At 59.5% G+C, this 17,696-nt stretch carries 21 protein-coding genes; 13 read left to right on the top strand and 8 right to left on the bottom strand.

Annotation, left to right across the window (positions count from 1 at the left end):
* Window positions 1–64 precede the first annotated feature (64 nt).
* Window positions 65–1,105 (top strand): hypothetical protein, encoded by a 1,041-nt coding sequence (locus tag ACTJLA_RS25285; protein ID WP_054897906.1) that lies wholly within the window; start codon window positions 65–67, stop codon window positions 1,103–1,105.
* Between the two features lie 126 nt (window positions 1,106–1,231).
* Window positions 1,232–1,711: a transcription elongation factor GreB gene (gene greB / locus ACTJLA_RS25280; protein ID WP_054897905.1), complete on the top strand. Its 480-nt coding sequence runs from the start codon at window positions 1,232–1,234 to the stop codon at window positions 1,709–1,711.
* A 37-nt stretch (window positions 1,712–1,748) separates the two neighbouring features.
* Here the strand turns inward: greB and ACTJLA_RS25275 are convergent, their stop codons facing one another.
* Together ACTJLA_RS25275 and ACTJLA_RS25270 are read right to left on the bottom strand one after the other, a co-directional pair.
* On the bottom strand, window positions 1,749–4,259 hold the full coding sequence (locus ACTJLA_RS25275; protein ID WP_314548388.1) for an ABC transporter permease: 2,511 nt from the start codon (window positions 4,257–4,259) through the stop codon (window positions 1,749–1,751).
* Window positions 4,259–4,942, bottom strand: coding sequence for an ABC transporter ATP-binding protein (locus ACTJLA_RS25270; RefSeq protein WP_003189864.1), 684 nt, complete (start codon window positions 4,940–4,942; stop codon window positions 4,259–4,261). Before ACTJLA_RS25270 ends, ACTJLA_RS25275 begins: the two co-directional genes overlap by 1 nt.
* Window positions 4,943–4,952: 10 nt before the next feature.
* Between ACTJLA_RS25270 and ACTJLA_RS25265 the strand changes: the two genes are divergently transcribed.
* The 3 genes from ACTJLA_RS25265 (at window position 4,953) to ACTJLA_RS25255 (ending at window position 6,973) form a co-directional block, all read left to right on the top strand.
* A complete protein-coding gene (locus ACTJLA_RS25265) occupies window positions 4,953–5,558 on the top strand; it encodes an arylesterase (protein WP_034126728.1) in 606 nt (201 codons plus the stop codon).
* A 58-nt stretch (window positions 5,559–5,616) separates the two neighbouring features.
* On the top strand, window positions 5,617–5,910 hold the full coding sequence (locus ACTJLA_RS25260) for a hypothetical protein (RefSeq protein WP_003189866.1): 294 nt from the start codon (window positions 5,617–5,619) through the stop codon (window positions 5,908–5,910).
* Between the two features lie 97 nt (window positions 5,911–6,007).
* The gene (locus ACTJLA_RS25255; RefSeq protein WP_003189867.1) at window positions 6,008–6,973 is read left to right on the top strand and encodes a L,D-transpeptidase family protein; all 966 of its coding nucleotides are present in this window, start codon (window positions 6,008–6,010) and stop codon (window positions 6,971–6,973) included.
* Window positions 6,974–7,144: 171 nt separating this feature from the next.
* On the opposite strand, the gene oprI is transcribed toward ACTJLA_RS25255, so the two are convergent.
* Window positions 7,145–7,396: an outer membrane lipoprotei OprI gene (gene oprI, locus ACTJLA_RS25250; RefSeq protein ID WP_003172710.1), complete on the bottom strand. Its 252-nt coding sequence runs from the start codon at window positions 7,394–7,396 to the stop codon at window positions 7,145–7,147.
* Between the two features lie 612 nt (window positions 7,397–8,008).
* Here oprI and ACTJLA_RS25245 point away from each other — a divergent pair.
* Window positions 8,009–8,290, top strand: a complete 282-nt coding sequence (locus ACTJLA_RS25245) for a GNAT family N-acetyltransferase (RefSeq protein WP_003189869.1) — start codon at window positions 8,009–8,011, stop codon at window positions 8,288–8,290.
* A gap of 69 nt (window positions 8,291–8,359) precedes the next feature.
* Here the strand turns inward: ACTJLA_RS25245 and ACTJLA_RS25240 are convergent, their stop codons facing one another.
* Together ACTJLA_RS25240 and ACTJLA_RS25235 are read right to left on the bottom strand one after the other, a co-directional pair.
* Complete coding sequence (locus ACTJLA_RS25240; protein ID WP_003189871.1) at window positions 8,360–9,436, bottom strand: 3-deoxy-7-phosphoheptulonate synthase; 1,077 nt, start codon at window positions 9,434–9,436, stop codon at window positions 8,360–8,362.
* Between the two features lie 145 nt (window positions 9,437–9,581).
* Window positions 9,582–10,001, bottom strand: a complete 420-nt coding sequence (locus ACTJLA_RS25235) for a pilus assembly protein PilZ (RefSeq protein ID WP_034126729.1) — start codon at window positions 9,999–10,001, stop codon at window positions 9,582–9,584.
* Between ACTJLA_RS25235 and ACTJLA_RS25230 the strand changes: the two genes are divergently transcribed.
* From ACTJLA_RS25230 to cysB, 5 genes are all read left to right on the top strand, one after another.
* Window positions 10,000–10,386, top strand: a complete 387-nt coding sequence (locus ACTJLA_RS25230) for a hypothetical protein (RefSeq protein ID WP_034126730.1) — start codon at window positions 10,000–10,002, stop codon at window positions 10,384–10,386. The genes ACTJLA_RS25235 and ACTJLA_RS25230 overlap by 2 nt on opposite strands.
* Window positions 10,383–11,345, top strand: a complete 963-nt coding sequence (locus ACTJLA_RS25225; RefSeq protein WP_236453386.1) for a putative 2-dehydropantoate 2-reductase — start codon at window positions 10,383–10,385, stop codon at window positions 11,343–11,345. The genes ACTJLA_RS25230 and ACTJLA_RS25225 overlap by 4 nt, the downstream gene beginning before the upstream one ends.
* 15 nt (window positions 11,346–11,360) lie before the next feature.
* A complete protein-coding gene (locus tag ACTJLA_RS25220) occupies window positions 11,361–12,278 on the top strand; it encodes a 5'-nucleotidase (protein WP_034126732.1) in 918 nt (305 codons plus the stop codon).
* A gap of 48 nt (window positions 12,279–12,326) precedes the next feature.
* On the top strand, window positions 12,327–12,827 hold the full coding sequence (locus ACTJLA_RS25215) for a universal stress protein (protein WP_034126733.1): 501 nt from the start codon (window positions 12,327–12,329) through the stop codon (window positions 12,825–12,827).
* Window positions 12,828–12,929: 102 nt separating this feature from the next.
* Complete coding sequence (gene cysB, locus ACTJLA_RS25210) at window positions 12,930–13,904, top strand: HTH-type transcriptional regulator CysB (protein WP_003189876.1); 975 nt, start codon at window positions 12,930–12,932, stop codon at window positions 13,902–13,904.
* Window positions 13,905–14,027: 123 nt separating this feature from the next.
* Here cysB and ACTJLA_RS25205 read toward each other — a convergent pair whose 3' ends face one another.
* The gene (locus ACTJLA_RS25205; RefSeq protein WP_314548398.1) at window positions 14,028–14,510 is read right to left on the bottom strand and encodes a transcription elongation factor GreAB; all 483 of its coding nucleotides are present in this window, start codon (window positions 14,508–14,510) and stop codon (window positions 14,028–14,030) included.
* A 14-nt stretch (window positions 14,511–14,524) separates the two neighbouring features.
* A complete protein-coding gene (locus ACTJLA_RS25200) occupies window positions 14,525–14,893 on the bottom strand; it encodes a hypothetical protein (RefSeq protein ID WP_213153978.1) in 369 nt (122 codons plus the stop codon).
* A gap of 132 nt (window positions 14,894–15,025) precedes the next feature.
* Here ACTJLA_RS25200 and earP point away from each other — a divergent pair, with 132 nt between their 5' ends.
* Entirely contained in the window at window positions 15,026–16,159 is a 1,134-nt protein-coding gene (gene earP / locus ACTJLA_RS25195; RefSeq protein ID WP_314548401.1) for an elongation factor P maturation arginine rhamnosyltransferase EarP, read from the top strand.
* Between the two features lie 49 nt (window positions 16,160–16,208).
* Entirely contained in the window at window positions 16,209–16,781 is a 573-nt protein-coding gene (locus tag ACTJLA_RS25190; RefSeq protein WP_032892737.1) for an elongation factor P, read from the top strand.
* A gap of 65 nt (window positions 16,782–16,846) precedes the next feature.
* On the opposite strand, the gene ACTJLA_RS25185 is transcribed toward ACTJLA_RS25190, so the two are convergent.
* Complete coding sequence (locus ACTJLA_RS25185) at window positions 16,847–17,266, bottom strand: organic hydroperoxide resistance protein (RefSeq protein ID WP_034126737.1); 420 nt, start codon at window positions 17,264–17,266, stop codon at window positions 16,847–16,849.
* Window positions 17,267–17,696: the final 430 nt, after the last annotated feature.

Here is a 17,696-nt window from a genome sequence, read left to right as displayed (position 1 = left end):
AAAGCTCGGATGTTTATCTGGTGTTTATATAAGGTTTTTTCTTTTATAATGAGGCCTGATTGCCATGATGCTTCTACGTACTCTTGTTCTTGAACGTAACGACGAAGACGCGCCCGTTAACGGCGCGTTGCTGTGTGGGTTCGCTGTCACGCAAACCGGGTCCAACTTTCTCGTGTATAGCCTGGATGAGGAGACCGAACCCGGTCACTCCCGGGTCTATATCGCGGTATTACGTAAAAAGCTCGAACGCTATTTTCTGGGGGGGGTTGATTCAAAAGAGGACCTGCAATCAGCGATGCAGGTCTTCAAGCAGATCCTGATGATGGCGGCCGCGTCAGGTTCGAAGGCAAGCTCGATTGGCGACGCTGAGGTTCCCTTTCACTTTATTGACTTGAAGGGCTGCCGGCTGCCGCCTGCCAGGCCCGAGGATCATCACTCGGTGATCATCAAGAAGGCATTGGTCATGAAGGTGATCACCTTGGGTATGTCTGCGCCGGCGTTGCCTGCGATCGAAAGCAGCGCAGTGATCGTGCCGTCCATTCGCTTTTCGTCGCAAATGGTTGCGCCTCCCCGAAATCCGCGCGCACCCACGGCTGTGCCGCAGCCTGTGGATGAAGACACCTTTGAAGAGCCGGCGCAGTCGCTGGCCGCGATACCGCAGTTGCAGGTCAAGACCAGTGCGCCGCCTGTCCCGGATGAACAAAATGACAGCCAGTTTGAGCCAAACAACCTGCGGCTGGAGCCACCCGAGCCCGACCACTTGGACCCGCCTGCCCACCTGGAGCATACCTCTTTGCTTGAAATGGACAGCGCGCTGAGCAATCTGGCCAAGGTCGCCCAAGAGTTGACGCAAAAAAAATGCGCCGTCCTCGAGAAAGAACAAATGCTTGAACAGTGGCAGGCGTCCCTGCAACAGCAGCAGAGCCAACTGGATGAAAAAGGCCGTGAACTTGAGCAGCGCCATACCTATTTGCAGAAGCAGGGGTTGGAGGTCAGTCAGAAAGCCGAAAAGCTGACAATGATGATGTTGCAGTTGTCCGGCATGCGCCAGCGCATGCAGGGCATGCTGCTTGAGTTGGATCAAGTCCTGGAGGGCCATGGGTGAGGTTACAGGGGGCGCCGGCCTGGATACTTTCCAGGGTTCATTTATCATCAGTCCCAGCCAGCCGCTGCCTGGGCATGATGCCCTGGCGTATCGGCACCATTAGACATTGCCTGGGGATGTGAGCGTTTGAGTACCAAGCTGATTACCAAAGAGGGTCATGAAGCGCTGAAAAAAGAGCTGGATTACCTATGGCGTGAAAAACGTCCGGATACCACGCGTAAAGTGACCTGGGCAGCCTCCCTGGGAGATCGCAGTGAAAACGCCGATTACCAGTACAACAAGAAGCTGCTGCGCGAGATCGACCGACGGGTGCGTTACCTGCGCAAGCGCCTGGAAGACATGCGGGTGGTGGAGTACATGCCCGAGCAGGAGGGAAAGGTGTTTTTCGGCGCATGGGTCGAAATCGAAAACGAACAGGGCGAGGCCAAGCGTTTTCGCATCGTGGGTTATGACGAGATCTACGACCGTATGGATTACATCTCCATCGACTCACCCATGGCACGGGCCCTGCTGCGCAAGGAGGTGGATGACGAGGCAGTCGTACAGACCCCAGGCGGAGAGGTGTGCTGGTGGATCACCAAGATCGAATATGTAAAGCCGGCCTGATGGCACGTACCCTTGGCAGAGTACGCGCCATCGGGGGTCAGCTTTCGCGCAGAACGTTCAGCGGGCTGGCATTCAGTGCGCGGCGCGTGCCAAATACCCCGGCAGCGCCAATCAGCAAGGCACCGATTACGGGCAGCAGTAACAACCACGGGTGGGGATGCCACGCCAGGTCAAATGCATAGCGGTACAGCACCCAGGTCACCAGTTCGGTGCCCAGTGCCGCCAACAAGCCGCTGACGGCGCCCAGCAGGCCGAACTCAATGCGTCGGGCCTTGACCAGCAACTTACGCTCGGCACCCAAGGCGCGTAGCAATGCACCCTGGCGGATTCGTTCATCCAGGGTGGCCTGCAGGCCAGAGAACAACACCGCCATGCCCGCCGCGAGGACAAACAACAGCACGTATTCGACTGCCAGCGTTACTTGGGCAAGGATGCTGCGCAACTGCTCCAGCAGGGCCTCGACCTGCAGGATAGTGACCGCCGGGAAGGCCCGTGACAGGTCGACGATCTGTTGGTCATGGCCGGGAGCCAGATAGAAGCTGGTGAGGTAGGTCGCGGGCAGATCCTTCAAGGTGCCCGGTTGGAAAATCATGAAGAAGTTGGGCTGGAAGTTATCCCAGTTGATGGTACGCAGGCTGGTGACCCGCGCTTCACGGTTTTCCCCGCCGATGGTGAACAACAGATGGTCGTTGAGCTTGAGCTTCAAGCTCTCGGCCACTTTGGCTTCCACCGACACGCCAGGAACCCCGTCAGTGGGTTGCGCCGACCACCAGGTACCTGCCGTCAGGACGTTACCCGCTGGCAGGTCGGCTGCCCAAGTCAGGCTCAGGTCACGTTGAGTGGCACGGTCGCCACTGGAGTCCTTGCTGACAATCTCCTGCACGGCTTCGCCATTGATGCTGATCAAGCGCCCTGGCACCACCGGGTAGAGCGGCGCTGCTTGTGCCTGGACGTCCAGCAGCCGGGCGCCAAAGGCGTCCTTGTCGGCTGGCAGGATATTCAGCGCGAAGTAGTTGGGCGCATCCTTGGGCAACTGGTTTTGCCAGGTGTCGAGCAATTCGCCCCGCAACAGCGCGATCAACCCCATGGACAACAGGATCAAGCCAAAGGCCAGGGATTGGCCCGCTGCCGCCAACGGGTGGCGCAACAATTGGCCCAGGCCCAGGCGCCACGGCAGGGAGGCGCGAGCCAGTAACCGCCGCAGGCTCTGTAGCAACAACAGCAGCAAGCCACCCAGGAGCAGCGCAGCGACTACACCGCCGCCGAGTAACGCGAAGGTCAATACCAGGTCCAGGCTCAGGCGCCACATGATCAGGCCCAAGGCAAACAGTGCCGCGCCATAGACCATCCAAGTGCTTGAAGGAATAGGCAGCAAATCGCGGCGCAATACCCGCAGCGGTGGTACCCGCCCCAGTGCGGCCAGCGGCGGGAGGGCGAAGCCGGCGAGGGCGACCAGTCCGGTGCCGATCCCGGCAACAGCCGGCAGCAACCCGCCTGGCGGTACGTCGGCGGGCAACAGGTCGTGCAGGAAGTAGAACAGGCCAAATTGCGCCAGCCAGCCGAGCAGGGCGCCGGCCAGGCTCGCCAGCAAGCCCAGCACGCTCAGTTGCAGGCTGAACAGCAGCATGGCTTCACGGCGCGACAGGCCCAGGCAGCGCAACAACGCGCTGGCATCGAAACGTCGACTGGCGAAGCGGTTGGCCGACAGCGCCACGGCCACGCCAGCCAGCAGCACGGCCACCAGGCTGGCCATGTTCAGGTAACGTTCGGCCTTGCCCAGCGCGCCGCCGATTTGCTGGTTGCCATCGCGGGAGTCCTGCAGCCGCTGGTTGGCAGCCAGGCCCGGTTTGACCAGGTCGCGATAGGTTTGCAGCGCAGTGCTGCCTTGTGGCGCACGCCATAGTTCGCGGTAGCTCACACGGCTGCCTGGCTGGACGACACCGGTGGCGTCCAGGTCCGCCAGGTTGATCATGACCCTGGGCGTGAGGCTGTAGAAGTTCCCGGCCCGGTCGGGCTCGTAGGTCAGGATGCGCGCCAGGCGCAGGGTCTTCATGCCGACATCGATGCTGTCGCCGATTTTCAGGTCCAGCGCCGTCAGCAATCGTGCTTCCACCCAGGCGTCACCGGGTTTGGGACCACCGCCAGGGGTTTGCGTACCGAATGGCTCGGTGCTGCTTTTAAGCTCGCCGCGCAAGGGGTACTGCTCGTTGACCGCCTTGATGCTGGAGAGCTGGATGCCATTATCGGTGGCGATAACGCTGGAGAACTCCACGATACGAGCGTGATCCAGGCCCAGTTCGGTCCCGGATTTGATTTGCTCGGGCCGGGCCGGCGAGCTGCCTTCGAGCACCAGGTCGGCGCCGAGGAATTCGGTGGCGCGCAGCAGCATGGCGCCGTTGAGGCGTGCACCAAAGTAGCCGATGGCGGTGCTTGCAGCCACGGCCACCAGCAGGGCAAAGAACAGCACGCGCAATTCGCCGGCGCGGGCATCGCGCAGTAACTGACGCATGGCAAGGCTGAACAGACGCAATAGCGGCAAACGTGCCATCAAGGCTCCAGGGGCGCGACCATCAGGCCGGCTTCAAGGCGGATCAGGCGTCGGCAACGGTGGGCCAGGCGCTCGTCGTGGGTGACCAGTACCAGGGTCGTACCGCTCTCTTTATTCAACTCGAACAGCAGATCGCTGATGCGCTCGCCAGTGTGGCTGTCGAGGTTGCCGGTGGGCTCGTCGGCAAACAGCACGTCCGGTTCCGCGGCAAACGCGCGGGCTATCGCCACGCGTTGTTGTTCGCCACCGGACAGCTGACGGGGCGAGTGGGTCAGGCGCTGGCCCAGGCCTACGCGCTCCAGCAGGTGTTTGGCTCGCTCGCGGGCGTCCTGGCGACCGTCCAGCTCCAGCGGCAGCATCACGTTTTCCAGTGCATTCAAGCTGTCGAGCAATTGGAAGGATTGGAATACGAAGCCCACATGTTCGGCACGGATGCGTGCGCGCTGGTCTTCGTCGAGGGTGCTCAGGGCTTGCCCGGCCAGGGTGACTTCGCCGCTGCTGGGCAAGTCGAGGCCGGCCAGCAGGCCCAGTAGCGTGGATTTGCCGGAACCGGAGCTGCCGACGATAGCCAGGCTATCGCCCTTGTTCAGTTCCAGGCTCAGTTCGTGCAGGATAGTCAGTTCACCTTCCGCGCTGGGAACCACTTTGCTAAGGTTTCGCGCGGTGAGAATGCTTGCGCCCATGGAGAATCCGATGCGAGTGTGGTTTTTGAGTGCTGGCCTGGCCTTGATGTGCATGGCCCAGAACGCAGCGGCGGGTACAGTCCTGATCGTTGGCGATAGTATCAGTGCCGGTTTCGGCCTGGATACCCGCAAAGGGTGGGTCGCGTTGCTGGAGCAACGGCTCAAGCAGGAGGGTTTTGACGATAAAGTGGTCAATGCTTCCATCAGTGGCGACACCAGCGCGGGAGGCCTCGCGCGGCTGCCCGCGGCGCTTGCAACGCACAAACCGGACGTTGTGGTGATCGAGTTGGGTGGCAACGATGGGTTGCGCGGCCAGCCGCCTGCGCAATTGCAACAAAATCTTGCTTCGATGATCCAGCAGTCCCGGGACAGCGGCGCCAAGGTGCTGCTGTTGGGCATGCAGATTCCGCCCAATTACGGCAAACGCTATGTCGAAGCCTTTGCCAAGGTATTCGGTGATGTGGCACAGAAAGAAAAGGTGCCGTTTGTGCCGTTTTTCCTCGAGGGCGTGGGTGGCCATCCGGAGTTGATGCAGGCTGACGGGCTACACCCGGCAGTCGCGGCGCAAGACAAGTTGCTGGAAAATGTCTGGCCAACGCTAAAACCGCTGTTATGACGCTTTTCTACCGGCAGGCTTTCGGCTAAGGTGGCGCCCCCCCGATTTGGAGCCCTCGATGTCGCGCCCTGCCTGGTCCCTGTTTAACTACCAACTGATCGAGCCGGACGAGCAGCTGGACCTGTTCGCCTGCCAGGAAGTGCGGGTGCATTTGGTGGCGCGTCAATTGGAACTGGGCGGCTCGATCGATCGCACGCTCTGCGGCACTCTATTGCCGGCACAGCCACGCTGGTCATCGGTCAACCGCTCGATTTTCCAAGACCAGCGACTCTGCCCGTTATGCCGGGCAATTCTCGAATCGCAAAAGCGCGGCACTCCGCCGATCTGGCCGGAGCTGCGCTTCGAGTTATAGAAGCAGCTGCAAGCATCAAGCTGTAAGCTGTAAGCTAGCGGCTGAAAGCTTGTAGCTCGCTTTTAACCTACCCGTCGTCTTGCGAAGGATTTTCCGGATGTTGTCGCGCCTTTCCGTCGTCACCTGCTGCCTGTCTCTTGCTGCGCTTTGTGCGGCGGGTTCGGCGGCGGCCTTGCAGTTGCCCTTGCCGCCGCCCGGTGAGGACATTGTTGGCCAGGTCCAAGTGATCAAGGCCAAGTACGAAGACACCTTTGCCGACCTTGGCACCACCTACGACCTGGGCTATTCGGAAATGGTTGCGGCCAACCCGGGTGTCGATGCCTGGTTGCCGGGGGCGGGCACCGAGATTGTGCTGCCGACACGCTTTATCCTGCCGCCCGGGCCGCGGGAAGGCATTGTGATCAACCTGGCGGAATACCGGCTCTACTACTATCCAAAAGGCCAAAACGTCGTCTATACCTTCCCCCTGGGCATTGGCCGGGAAGGCTGGGGTTCGCCGATCGCCCATACCAGTATCATCGCCAAGACGCCGAACCCGACCTGGACGCCACCGGCCTCGATCAAGGCCGAACACGCCGCCAACGGTGATCCGCTGCCCAACGTGGTGCCTGCCGGCCCGGACAATCCGCTGGGGCCCTTCAAGTTCACCCTGGGCACGCCGGGTTACCTGATTCACGGCTCCAACATGAAGTTTGGTATCGGCACGCGCACCAGCCACGGTTGCTTCCGCATGTTCAATAACAACGTGTTGGAAATGGCGGGCATGGTGCCGGTAGGCACGTCAGTGCGCATCATCAATGATGCGTACAAGTTCGGCAGCAGTGGTGGCAAGGTTTACCTTGAGGCTCACACGCCGTTGAACGATGACGGTACGCCCTCGGTGGTCGACAAGCACACCGCGGTCATCAATGCGTTGCTCAAGCGCGAAGACCTGTCCAATAACCTGCGGGTCAACTGGGACCAGGTGCGTGATGTGGTCGCCGCCGAGGATGGCTTGCCGACCGAAATTGGAGTGCCAGGCGCGGCGCCCGTGGCCTCCAGTACCCCAGCCGACCTGCTGTAGGAGCGAGCTTGCTCGCGAAAAACCTGAGGGCGCCGCTGACATTCAGGACGCCCGCGTTATCGTTGACCATCTTCGCGAGCAAGCGCGCTCTACAGGTGGCGCGGGCCAAATCAAAGGCAAAAAAAAGCCGACCCATAAATGGATCGGCTTGATAACAACCCCGAAGGATTATTACTTGCGGCTTGCTTTTTCAAGCATGCGCAGAGCGCGCTCGTTAGCTTCGTCAGCAGTCTGTTGTGCTTTTTGAGCAGCAGCCAGAGCTTCATCAGCTTTACGGTAGGCTTCGTCTGCACGGGCCTGGGAGCGAGCTGCTGCGTCTTCAGTTGCAGTCAGACGAGCTTCGGTTTCTTTGGAGACGCTGCTGCAACCGGTAGCCAGAACTGCGGCCAGAGCCAGAGCAGAGAATTTCAGAACGTTGTTCATCGTGTTCCCCTTCAAGGACTTTCAATTTAATGGCTACTTTCTCAGAGTGAGCTAATAGCCGGCGTACATACTACCCATTACTTGTAGTAAGTAAACTGACGTTGCGCAAGAAGCAAAAAAAATTCTTGTGCCGAATCTATTTTGGCTAATCTTTTGGCGGTCTGTATGAAAACTGTCCAGATTTTTGCACCTCGACGAACATTGGATCCAGGCTGAAAGGGCCGGCCCGCATGTGTTAAGCCTTGTAAACAGATGAAATTTTATATAACGAAGCGGGGCACTTTGGTTGCGCTTGGCTTTACTGCGCAAGGCATCTTTCGCGCATCTAGAGGTGACTTTAAGTGCGCCAGTTCGTCTCAAGGTTCAACTGCCGGCAATGTTCAGGCTATCGGTCACCGGTTGATCGAGGCCCTTTCTATATCCACCAGCGGCAGGGGATGACGAGTGCGCCTTGAGCAATTTCAGGATTGGTGCCTACTATTCCCTATGTGCTGGTTGTGAGCGCTCACGGTTTTCTCGCTGTCGAAACCGGCACGGGGTGGCGTAGATGTTCCTTCGCCGGAAAAACATCGGTAAGGTAGGGTCGTTAATTCAGACCCGCGAGGAGTAGTGATGAGCGAGGCGTTGTCCATCCACCATGACCAGGCTGGTCATCAGTTCGAGACCAATGTGGACGGTCATCGTGCCTACCTGACCTACATGGACCTCGGGAAGCAGACCCTGGATATCTATCGCACCTTCGTGCCCAACGCACTGCGGGGGCGAGGCATTGCGGCTGCGTTGACCGAGGAAGCCTTGAAGTTTGCCGAAGAGGCTGGCTACACGGTGATCCCCTCATGCTCCTATGTCGAACGCTATATGGAGCGCCACCAGCGCCATGCTGCGAAGTTGTAACTGACCAGTTGCCAATAAAAAACGCCGGGCTTGGCCCGGCGTTTTTGTGTGCGCGAAACAGGTATTGGCTCAGGTGCGTTTGCGCTGGGGCAACACGTCCTTGAGTTTGGCATGCATGCTGCGCAGGGTGGTCTCAGTGGCCGACCAGTCGATGCAGGCATCGGTGATCGACACGCCGTATTGCAAATCGGCCAAGTCTTTTGGAATCGCCTGGCAACCCCAGTTCAAATGGCTCTCGACCATCAAGCCGATGATCGACTGGTTGCCCTCCAGGATCTGGTTGGCAACGTTCTCCATCACCAGCGGCTGCAACGCCGGGTCTTTGTTGGAGTTGGCGTGGCTGCAGTCAACCATGATGTTTGGCTTGATCTTGGCCTTGTTCAGTGCCTGTTCGCACAATGCGACGCTGACCGAGTCATAGTTGGGCTTGCCATTGCCGCCACGCAGCACCACGTGACCGTAGGCGTTGCCCTTGGTCGTCACGATGGACACGCCGCCTTCCTGGTTGATACCCAGGAAACGGTGAGGGCTGGAGACCGATTGCAGCGCATTGATCGCCACGGTCAGGCCGCCGTCGGTGCCGTTCTTGAAGCCTACGGCCGAGGACAGGCCGGACGCCATTTCGCGGTGGGTCTGGGATTCGGTGGTACGTGCGCCGATGGCCGACCAGCTGATCAGGTCCTGCAGGTATTGCGGGGAGATCGGGTCGAGGGCTTCGGTTGCGGTGGGCAGGCCCATTTCAGCCAGGTCCAGCAGCAGCTTGCGGCCGATGTGCAAGCCATCCTGGATTTTGAAGGAGTCGTCCAGGTATGGGTCGTTGATCAAGCCTTTCCAGCCGACGGTGGTACGCGGTTTCTCGAAATACACGCGCATGACCAGGTACAAGGTGTCGGACACCTCTGCCGCCAGCACCTTGAGGCGCTCGGCATATTCGTGGGCGGCCTTGAGGTCGTGGATAGAGCAGGGCCCGATCACCACGAACAGGCGGTGGTCGGTGCCGTCGAGAATGTCACGGATGACTTCGCGGCCCTTGGTGACGGTCTGCAGGGCAGCGTCGCTCAGGGGGATTTCGCGCTTGAGCTGATCGGGGGTGATCAGGGTCTCGTTGGATTCAACGTTAAGGTCATTGATCGGTAAATCAGCCATCGTGTTACTCGCCAGGGTCACGGGTGCCGGCCGCCAGCTATCCCCGTGCGGCGGGCACAGCATGATTTGAATGCAGGGGGGAGGAACCTTAGCGCGTAACACGGGCCCGCGACAATGGGCAAAGCCCGGTTTAATCCAGCGCTGGCTACACAATCGCCTCATGGGAGAACTCGCCAGCATGGCGCGACACCCAGTCACGGGCCATGGCTTCAAGTTGCGCAGGCGTTGGCTCGGCATCTTCGTGCAGGCGGCAGTAACGCTCGATCTGGCACACTTGCTCACCCATTCGCGCACCGAACAAGGCGTGTTCATCGGTAAAGCAAATACCGATGCGATAGCCCTGTTCGACTTTGCGGCACCAGGCGACATAGCCCGGATAACGGGCGCTGGGCCCCAGGGAAGGGATATGCAGATCAACCGCCGTGCCGGCGCGCCAGGCACGTGGCCAATTGCAGGCGACGCCGCCGCGGCCGATAGTATGCAGGCGTTGGCGGGGCAGGGCGGGAGAGGGACGTTGGATCAACTCGACAGCGACATCATCAGGGTGAGGTAAAAAACGACCCATGTACACGGACTCCGAGCGCCGTCCAGTTGACGGCAATGGCAGCAGTATAGTGAAGGAACTGGAATTGACCGACCTGGATATTGACCAGCAATTGCTGGGATTGCCAGGTATTTCGCTGGTAGTGTTCACCAGTGTCGGTTGTGCCAGTTGCCGCTGGGCACGCCAGCAGTTGCCTGGCTGGCACTTGCCGGTGGACCGCGTGTGCTGGGTGGATGCCGGGCACAACGGCGGTGCGGTGGAACGCTACCAGATCTTTCATTTGCCGGCGTTGTTCTTGGTGTGCGAGGGTCAATTCCTTGGGCAATTACAGGCACGTCTTACAGCATCCGACCTCGCTGAATGCGTAAACCAGGCGCTCAATCGAATACCAGAGGATTTGCCATGACAGCAGTTGCAGCCCCGTCGCCACGCATTGGCATTATCGGTACCGGTGCCATTGGTGGTTACTACGGACTGATGCTGGCGCGTGCCGGCTTCGATGTGCATTTCCTGTTGCGCAGCGAATATGCCGCGGTGAGCAGGCATGGCCTGCACGTCAACAGTACGGTGCATGGGCAACTGCATCTGCATCCGGTGCAGGCCTATGCCAGCGCCGCCGACATGCCGCCGTGCGACTGGCTACTGGTGGGCACCAAGTCCACCGGCAATGTGGACTTGGCGCCAACCATCGCCCAGGTGGCGGCGCCGGACGCCAAAGTGGTGCTCTTGCAAAACGGCCTCGATGTGGAAGACAGCCTGCGTGAACACCTGCCGCCGTCGCTACATCTGTTGGGCGGCCTGTGCTACATCGGTGTGCACCGCTCGGCCCCCGGTGTGGTCGAGCATCAGGCGCTGGGCCGGGTCAACCTGGGCTATCACAGTGGCACGGCGGCCAACGATGAGGTGCGGCAACAGGCGATTGTCGAAGCCGGCGCCGGGCTGTTTCATCAAGCTGGCATCGAGTCCCAGGCCATGGCCAATGTGGATCTGGCGCGTTGGCACAAGCTGGTCTGGAACGTGCCGTTCAATGGCCTCTCTGTGTTGTTGGGTACGGGCACCACGGCCATGATGGCAGATGAGTCCAGCCGCGAGTTGATCCAGGCGCTGATGGCCGAGGTGGTGCAGGGCGCTCATGCCTGCGGGCATGAAATTCCTGCCAGTTACGCTGGGCAGATGTTCGCCATGACAGAAACCATGGACGACTACCTGCCCAGCATGTACCACGACCATCTGCACAAGCGGCCGCTGGAGCTGGCGGCCATCTACGCCCGCCCCTTGGCCGCTGCCAAAGCGGCCGGTTGCGAACTGCCACGCATGCAGGCGCTCTATCAGGCCTTGAGTTTTATTGATCGGCACAACCGCTGATTGGGGGGAACTACCATGGTGAAGGGATTGGCTGACAAACTGGTGCTGGCGATTTCCTCACGAGCGCTGTTCGACCTGAGTGACAGCCACAAGGTTTATCTGGCTGAAGGGGTCGAGGCTTACCGCAAATACCAGATCGAGCACGAGGAAGAAACCCTCGAGCCTGGCGATGCCTTCCCGCTGGTCAAGAAGCTGCTGAGCCTGAATGCCAGCCTGGGGCGTGCGCGGGTCGAGGTGGTGTTGGTGTCGCGCAACAGTGCCGATACCGGGCTGCGGGTGTTCAACTCGATCCAGCATTACGGCCTGGATATTTCCCGCGCCGCTTTCGTAGGCGGGCGTAGTCCCTATCCCTATTTGGCCGCCTTCGGTTGTCATCTGTTTCTCTCCACCCATGCTGAAGATGTGCGCAGTGCCCTCGATGCCGGGTTTGCGGCCGCGACGATTTTGTCCGGCGGCCCGCGCCGCGCTTCCAGCGAAGAGCTGCGCATCGCATTCGATGGCGATGCCGTGCTGTTCTCCGATGAGTCCGAGCGTGTCTACCAGGCCGGCGGGCTGGCAGCCTTCCAGGCCAGCGAGCGAGAGTCGGCGCGCCAGCCTTTGCACGGCGGTCCGTTCAAGGGCTTCCTGGCGGCACTGAACCTGTTGCAACGCGAGTTTGCCGATGAGGCCTGCCCGATCCGTACCGCATTGGTCACCGCACGTTCGGCACCGTCCCATGAACGCGTGATCCGCACGTTGCGCGAGTGGGATATCCGCCTGGACGAGTCGCTGTTCCTCGGTGGCCTGGAAAAATCCGCGTTTCTGGAAGCCTTTGCCGCCGATGTGTTTTTCGATGACCAGGCCGGCCATTGCGAGAAAGCCAGGGAGGTAGTGGCCACCGGGCACGTGCCCCATGGCATCAGCAATGAGTTGAGAATCCAGACCGAGAGCTAGCTGCTAAGCTCATTCAATTCCCGCCATCCTGGCAGTCCAGGAGGTTTTATGATTCGCTCGATGCTGTTTGCCACGGACCTCGGTCTGTATGCACCCTATGTGATGCAACATGCAGTGGCGCTGGCGCGAACGTTCAAGGCTGACCTGTATGTGATCCACGTGGTCGAGCCCATTGGCTTGTTCGCCGAATCGGTGTTGCAGAGCTACCTTGATGAAACCGCCTTGAGCGAATGGCAGAGCAAGGGGCTGAGCACGGTGATGGCGACGATTGAACAGCGCGTGCTGGACAGCTTTCGCGAGGAGTGGGAGGAAGGGGAACAGGACCTGCAATGGATTCGCTCGGTCAAGGTTATCCAAGGGGATCCTTGCGAGGTGATTCTCGACCAGTTGCGAAAACTGTCCGTCGACTTGCTGGTCGTAGGCAGTCATAGCCAGGCAACCGGCGTGGCCGTCCCCCTTGGGCGTACCGCCGCACGGGTGTTGCAGTTGTCCCCGGTGCCGGTTTACCTGGTGCCGTCGCTGCAGCGTCGGCGCAGTGACGATAGTTGATCGGTAAAAACGATAAAAAGTTCTAGATTTATCCGTTAAACCTTTAATATAGTTATATACCGTCGCTGATACCGTGGCGTCTATCTGCTTTGAGGGATTCATATGAAGCTTCAACAACTGCGCTACATCTGGGAAGTGGCGCACCACGACCTCAACGTTTCCGCTACCGCTCAAAGCCTCTATACCTCGCAGCCTGGTATCAGCAAGCAGATCCGCCTGCTCGAAGACGAGTTGGGCGTCGAAGTCTTCGCACGCAGCGGCAAACACTTGACCCGCGTCACTCCAGCTGGCGAGCGCATCATCACCACCGCCGGCGAGATCCTGCGTAAAGTCGAAAGCATCAAGCAGATCGCCCAGGAGTTCTCCAACGAGAAGAAAGGCACCTTGTCGATCGCCACCACTCACACCCAGGCGCGCTATGCATTGCCGCCGGTGATCCGTGATTTCATCAAGCAATACCCGGACGTAGCGCTGCACATGCACCAGGGGTCGCCGATGCAGATTGCCGAAATGGCCGCTGACGGCACCGTCGATTTTGCCATCGCCACCGAGGCCCTGGAATTGTTCGGCGACCTGGTAATGATGCCCTGCTACCGTTGGAACCGCTGCGTGGTTGTGCCCCAGGGGCACCCTTTGGCCAAGCTGCCGAAGCTGACCCTGGAAGCCTTGGCTGAATACCCGATCGTGACCTACGTGTTCGGCTTTACCGGCCGTTCCAAGCTCGACGAAGCGTTCAGCCATCGCGGCCTCACGCCCAAGGTGGTGTTCACCGCTGCCGATGCCGACGTGATCAAGACCTATGTTCGCCTGGGCCTGGGCGTCGGGATCGTCGCCAAGATGGCGGTCGACACCAACCTGGACAAAGACCTGGTGGTGCTGGATGCCAGCGAATTGTTCGAGTCCAGCGTGACCAAGATCGGTTTCCGTCGCGGTACCTTCCTGCGCGGCTTCATGTGCGACTTCATCGAGAAGTTCGCACCGCACCTGACCCGTGAAGTGATGGCCAAGGCGATCCAGTGCCACAACAAGCAAGAGCTGGAAGAGTTGTTCGACGGCGTTGAATTGCCCGTCCACTGACCGCGGTGACCCTGTAGGAGCGAGCTTGCTCGCGAAGATCGCCAACGTTAACGCGGGGCGCCAGGTAGCATGCAGCACCCTTGCGTTTCTTCGCGAGCAAGCTCGCTCCTACAGGGGTGTAGGTTATCTGGCCTCGGTAACCGTAAAGTACTGCCGAGCGCCGGCCACCAGAATCTCCACCTCTTCATCGATACGCTTGCCCAACAGGCCTTTGCCCAACGGCGAGCGCGGCGTGATGACGGTCACCGGTTGCCCGACCACATCCACTTTCAAACCCGCTGCATCCGGCGCCAGGAACAGCCATTGCTGACGACCGTCCTCGTCTTCCAGGCCCACCAGCGTGCCGATCTCTATTCCGCGTCGATCATCGTATGCACGTAGCTGCAGTTGCTGGCACAGCACCAGCGATTGCTTGATCTCCTCCACTCGCCGGGCCTGCCCGGTGGCCAGGTACGAAGCCTCCAGGCCGAGGGTGTCGTATTTGTTCTCGGCAATGTTTTCTTCGTGGGTCGCGGTTTCGTAGGCGGTCTGCGCGGCGCGTTGGATGATGTCGAGGTCGACGGTGAGCTTTTCCAGGATCAACTGGAGCACGGCGTGTTTATTCATGGCGGTATTTGGCATCAATCGCAGAATTGCAGGACATTGGCCCGCGTCTTTTCATTGGGGGCGTTCTGGTCTTGTTGCAGCCAGAACTGGCATTTGGGGTTGGACAGGTTACGCGCGTTGCTTCGGGCCTGGTCCAGGGCCTGTTGTTGTGCCTGTTTTTGCAGGTTCTGTTGGTACTGTTCGAACAGACGGTTCGGTGGCTGCGGCTCAACCATCGCCGGTTTACCCAATTGCTGAACCGCCTGTGCCACCGGCGCCAGGCTCTGGGGGAACAGGTAGCGAGACGCCAGCCAGGCGGTCAGCGCAATGGCGATAAACCCTAGCCACACGCCGGCGGCAATCGCGATGCAGAGCTTGAACAGCGATAACGGACGGTCAGACATAAGGGCCTCCTGGCAGGCATTGACGGCATGATGGTGATTGTCGCACAGCCTCCGTGCAGAATAATCGCGATCAAGCCTTCTGCATCCACGCATTTATGCGGACAATCGAACCTTTGATTGATGGAGCCCGGAATGAAAGCCCGCTGGGATATTTTTTGCAGTGTCGTCGACAACTACGGCGACATCGGCGTGACCTGGCGCCTGGCCCGGCAGTTGGTGGTGGAGCATGGCTGTGACGTGCGCTTGTGGGTCGATGACCTGCGCGCCTTCGAACGCATGTGCCCGGACATTGATGTGCAGGTGGGCCAGCAATGGCAAGAGGGCGTCGAAGTGCGTCACTGGCCGGCCGAGTGGGCGGGCGCGCACCCGGCCGATGTGGTGATTGCTGCGTTCGCCTGCCAGCTACCGCCTGAGTACATGGACCGCATGGCCGAGTGTGAACGTGCGCCATTGTGGATGAACCTGGATTACCTCAGCGCTGAAGACTGGGTGGTAGGTTGTCATCGCTTGCCTTCGGTGAAGTACAAAGGCGTGCAGAAATACTTTTTCTTCCCCGGATTTCGCCCTGGCACCGGCGGCCTGTTGCGTGAAGCCGGCTTGTTGGAGCGACGCCGGGCGTTTCAGCAGGACGCCGCCGCGCAGCAACAGTTCCTGCAAAGCCTGGGCGTTGCTCCGACGGCCGGCGCGCGTTTGATGTCGCTGTTTGCCTATGAGAATGATGGCTTGGCTGGCTGGCTGGACGTGCTGGCAGCCGATGGGCGTGGGACGCACTTGCTGGTGCCGGAAGGGCGCATTCTGGGGGATGTGCAGCGCTGGCTGGGGGTGAGCAGTTTGTCGGCGGGAGACATTCAGGTGCGCGGCGCGCTGACCGTTCAGGTGATTGCATTCGTGCGTCAGGAGCAATATGACCGATTGCTATGGTGCTGCGAATTCAACGCCGTACGTGGCGAAGACTCGTTCGTGCGTGCCCAGTGGGCGGGGAGGCCAATGCTATGGCACATCTACCGCCAGGACGAAGACATCCACCTGGACAAGCTCGATGCCTTCCTGGAACTGTACACTGCCGCACTTTCACCGGCCGCCAAGGCTGCCGTCGTCACGCTCTGGCAAGCCTGGAACGCTGATGGCGATATGGCACAGTCCTGGAAAATGCTGCTGGAACACTGGCCCGAGGTCACCCAGCACGCTGAGAAGTGGTGTCTGGAACAAGGCTTGCAGGCCGATCTTGCGACGGCGCTGGTACAGTTTTATGAAAGTTGGATATGATACGCCACCTTGATTTTTGTCAATCCCATCCAAATTTCGGATATACGCAATGAAAACTGGTAAAGAACTGAAACCCGGTACAGTGATCCGTCTCGAAAACGACCCTTGGCTGGTTCAGAAAGCTGAGTTCACCAAGTCTGGTCGTAACAGCGCAATCATGAAGACCAAGCTGAAGAACCTGCTGACCGGTTACAAGACCGAGATCGTCTACAGCGCCGATGACAAACTGGACGACGTAATCCTCGACCGCAAAGAAGCGACCCTGTCCTTCATCAGCGGCGACACCTACACGTTCATGGACACCACCGACTACACCATGTACGAGCTGAACGCTGAAGATATCGAAGCCGTTCTGCCGTTCATCGAAGAAGGCATGGAAGACGTCTGCGAAGCTATCTTCTTCGAAGATCGCCTGGTTTCCGTAGAGCTGCCGACCACCATCGTGCGTCAGGTTGACTACACCGAAGGTTCGGCTCGCGGTGACACTTCCGGCAAGGTGATGAAGCCTGCCAAACTGAAGAACGGTACCGAGCTGAGCGTTGCAGACTTCATCGAAATCGGCGACATGATCGAGATCGACACCCGTGAAGGTGGTTCGTACAAAGGTCGCGCCAAGAAGTAATTCTGGCCCCGGCGATACGAAAAAAGCCCGACTTTGAGTCGGGCTTTTTCATGGGCGTCTGTTTTTCAGACCGTTACATGCAAGCGCACATCAACGTTGCCACGGGTGGCGTTGGAGTACGGGCAGACCTGGTGCGCGGCGTCGACCAGGCTTTGCGCGTCATCTTGGGCCAGGCCCGGCAGGCTGACATGCAGGTCGATATCCAGGCCGAAGCCGCCAGGGATCTGGCCGATGCCAACGTGGGCGGTGATCGAAGCGTCATCCGGGATTTTGCGTTTGGTCTGGCTGGCAACGAATTTCAGTGCGCCGATAAAGCAGGCGGAGTAGCCGGCAGCAAACAATTGCTCGGGGTTAGTGGCCTGGCCACCGGCGCCACCCAACTCCTTGGGAGTCGACAGTTTGACGTCGAGGATATTGTCGCTGGAAACGGCGCGACCATCACGGCCGCCAGTGGCGGTGGCTACTGCGGTATAGAGCGTTTGCATGGGGCGTTCCTCTGTATGTTTAGCGCTAAACATTTGCGCGCTAAGTAGTTGGTGAGGCGAATGTATAGCGCTAATGTTTAGTGCGCAAGTTAATTTTTCAGTTTTTTGGCTGATTGAAAAAATTGAGGGCACCGCAGAGCAAAAAGTGGGAGCTGGCTTGCCTGCGAGTGCGGTGTGTCAGTCAATGCATTGTTGACTGATGTACCGCAATCCCAGCATAGGTATCTACATAACTCTGTTAGCTCAACGGTAACCACGATGCGAAGCGAGCCGCTCTTTATCTTGATCTGCTTTTGATCTTAGGCGCCCCGTTAAACCACGCTGGCGGATTACAGGCACACCGAGCCTGGGCGAGGTGCCGAGTGGTGGGGCAAGAGCGTTTTGCTTACTTTTGTCTGGGCCGGCATTCCGGCTTTTCAAAAGTGAGCCG

The organism is Pseudomonas sp. 22072, assembly GCF_052046095.1.
In the GTDB taxonomy this organism is placed as follows: Bacteria; Pseudomonadota; Gammaproteobacteria; order Pseudomonadales; family Pseudomonadaceae; genus Aquipseudomonas; species Aquipseudomonas paracarnis.
The sequence above is the reverse complement of the archived record's forward strand: the minus strand, read 5'-3'. Positions and strand labels throughout refer to the sequence as shown.

Bases quoted from the DNA above. Each gene is read 5' to 3' on its own strand.
- ACTJLA_RS25285 (WP_054897906.1), top strand. From the start codon at position 65: ATGATGCTTCTACGTACTCTTGTTCTTGAACGTAACGACGAAGACGCG.
- ACTJLA_RS25275 (WP_314548388.1), bottom strand. From the start codon at position 4,259: ATGGCACGTTTGCCGCTATTGCGTCTGTTCAGCCTTGCCATGCGTCAG.
- ACTJLA_RS25270 (WP_003189864.1), bottom strand. From the start codon at position 4,942: ATGGGCGCAAGCATTCTCACCGCGCGAAACCTTAGCAAAGTGGTTCCC.
- ACTJLA_RS25265 (WP_034126728.1), top strand. From the start codon at position 4,953: ATGCGAGTGTGGTTTTTGAGTGCTGGCCTGGCCTTGATGTGCATGGCC.
- ACTJLA_RS25260 (WP_003189866.1), top strand. From the start codon at position 5,617: ATGTCGCGCCCTGCCTGGTCCCTGTTTAACTACCAACTGATCGAGCCG.
- ACTJLA_RS25255 (WP_003189867.1), top strand. From the start codon at position 6,008: ATGTTGTCGCGCCTTTCCGTCGTCACCTGCTGCCTGTCTCTTGCTGCG.
- oprI (WP_003172710.1), bottom strand. From the start codon at position 7,396: ATGAACAACGTTCTGAAATTCTCTGCTCTGGCTCTGGCCGCAGTTCTG.
- ACTJLA_RS25245 (WP_003189869.1), top strand. From the start codon at position 8,009: ATGAGCGAGGCGTTGTCCATCCACCATGACCAGGCTGGTCATCAGTTC.
- ACTJLA_RS25240 (WP_003189871.1), bottom strand. From the start codon at position 9,436: ATGGCTGATTTACCGATCAATGACCTTAACGTTGAATCCAACGAGACC.
- ACTJLA_RS25230 (WP_034126730.1), top strand. From the start codon at position 10,000: ATGTACACGGACTCCGAGCGCCGTCCAGTTGACGGCAATGGCAGCAGT.
- ACTJLA_RS25235 (WP_034126729.1), bottom strand. From the start codon at position 10,001: ATGGGTCGTTTTTTACCTCACCCTGATGATGTCGCTGTCGAGTTGATC.
- ACTJLA_RS25225 (WP_236453386.1), top strand. From the start codon at position 10,383: ATGACAGCAGTTGCAGCCCCGTCGCCACGCATTGGCATTATCGGTACC.
- ACTJLA_RS25220 (WP_034126732.1), top strand. From the start codon at position 11,361: ATGGTGAAGGGATTGGCTGACAAACTGGTGCTGGCGATTTCCTCACGA.
- ACTJLA_RS25215 (WP_034126733.1), top strand. From the start codon at position 12,327: ATGATTCGCTCGATGCTGTTTGCCACGGACCTCGGTCTGTATGCACCC.
- cysB (WP_003189876.1), top strand. From the start codon at position 12,930: ATGAAGCTTCAACAACTGCGCTACATCTGGGAAGTGGCGCACCACGAC.
- ACTJLA_RS25205 (WP_314548398.1), bottom strand. From the start codon at position 14,510: ATGAATAAACACGCCGTGCTCCAGTTGATCCTGGAAAAGCTCACCGTC.
- ACTJLA_RS25200 (WP_213153978.1), bottom strand. From the start codon at position 14,893: ATGTCTGACCGTCCGTTATCGCTGTTCAAGCTCTGCATCGCGATTGCC.
- earP (WP_314548401.1), top strand. From the start codon at position 15,026: ATGAAAGCCCGCTGGGATATTTTTTGCAGTGTCGTCGACAACTACGGC.
- ACTJLA_RS25190 (WP_032892737.1), top strand. From the start codon at position 16,209: ATGAAAACTGGTAAAGAACTGAAACCCGGTACAGTGATCCGTCTCGAA.
- ACTJLA_RS25185 (WP_034126737.1), bottom strand. From the start codon at position 17,266: ATGCAAACGCTCTATACCGCAGTAGCCACCGCCACTGGCGGCCGTGAT.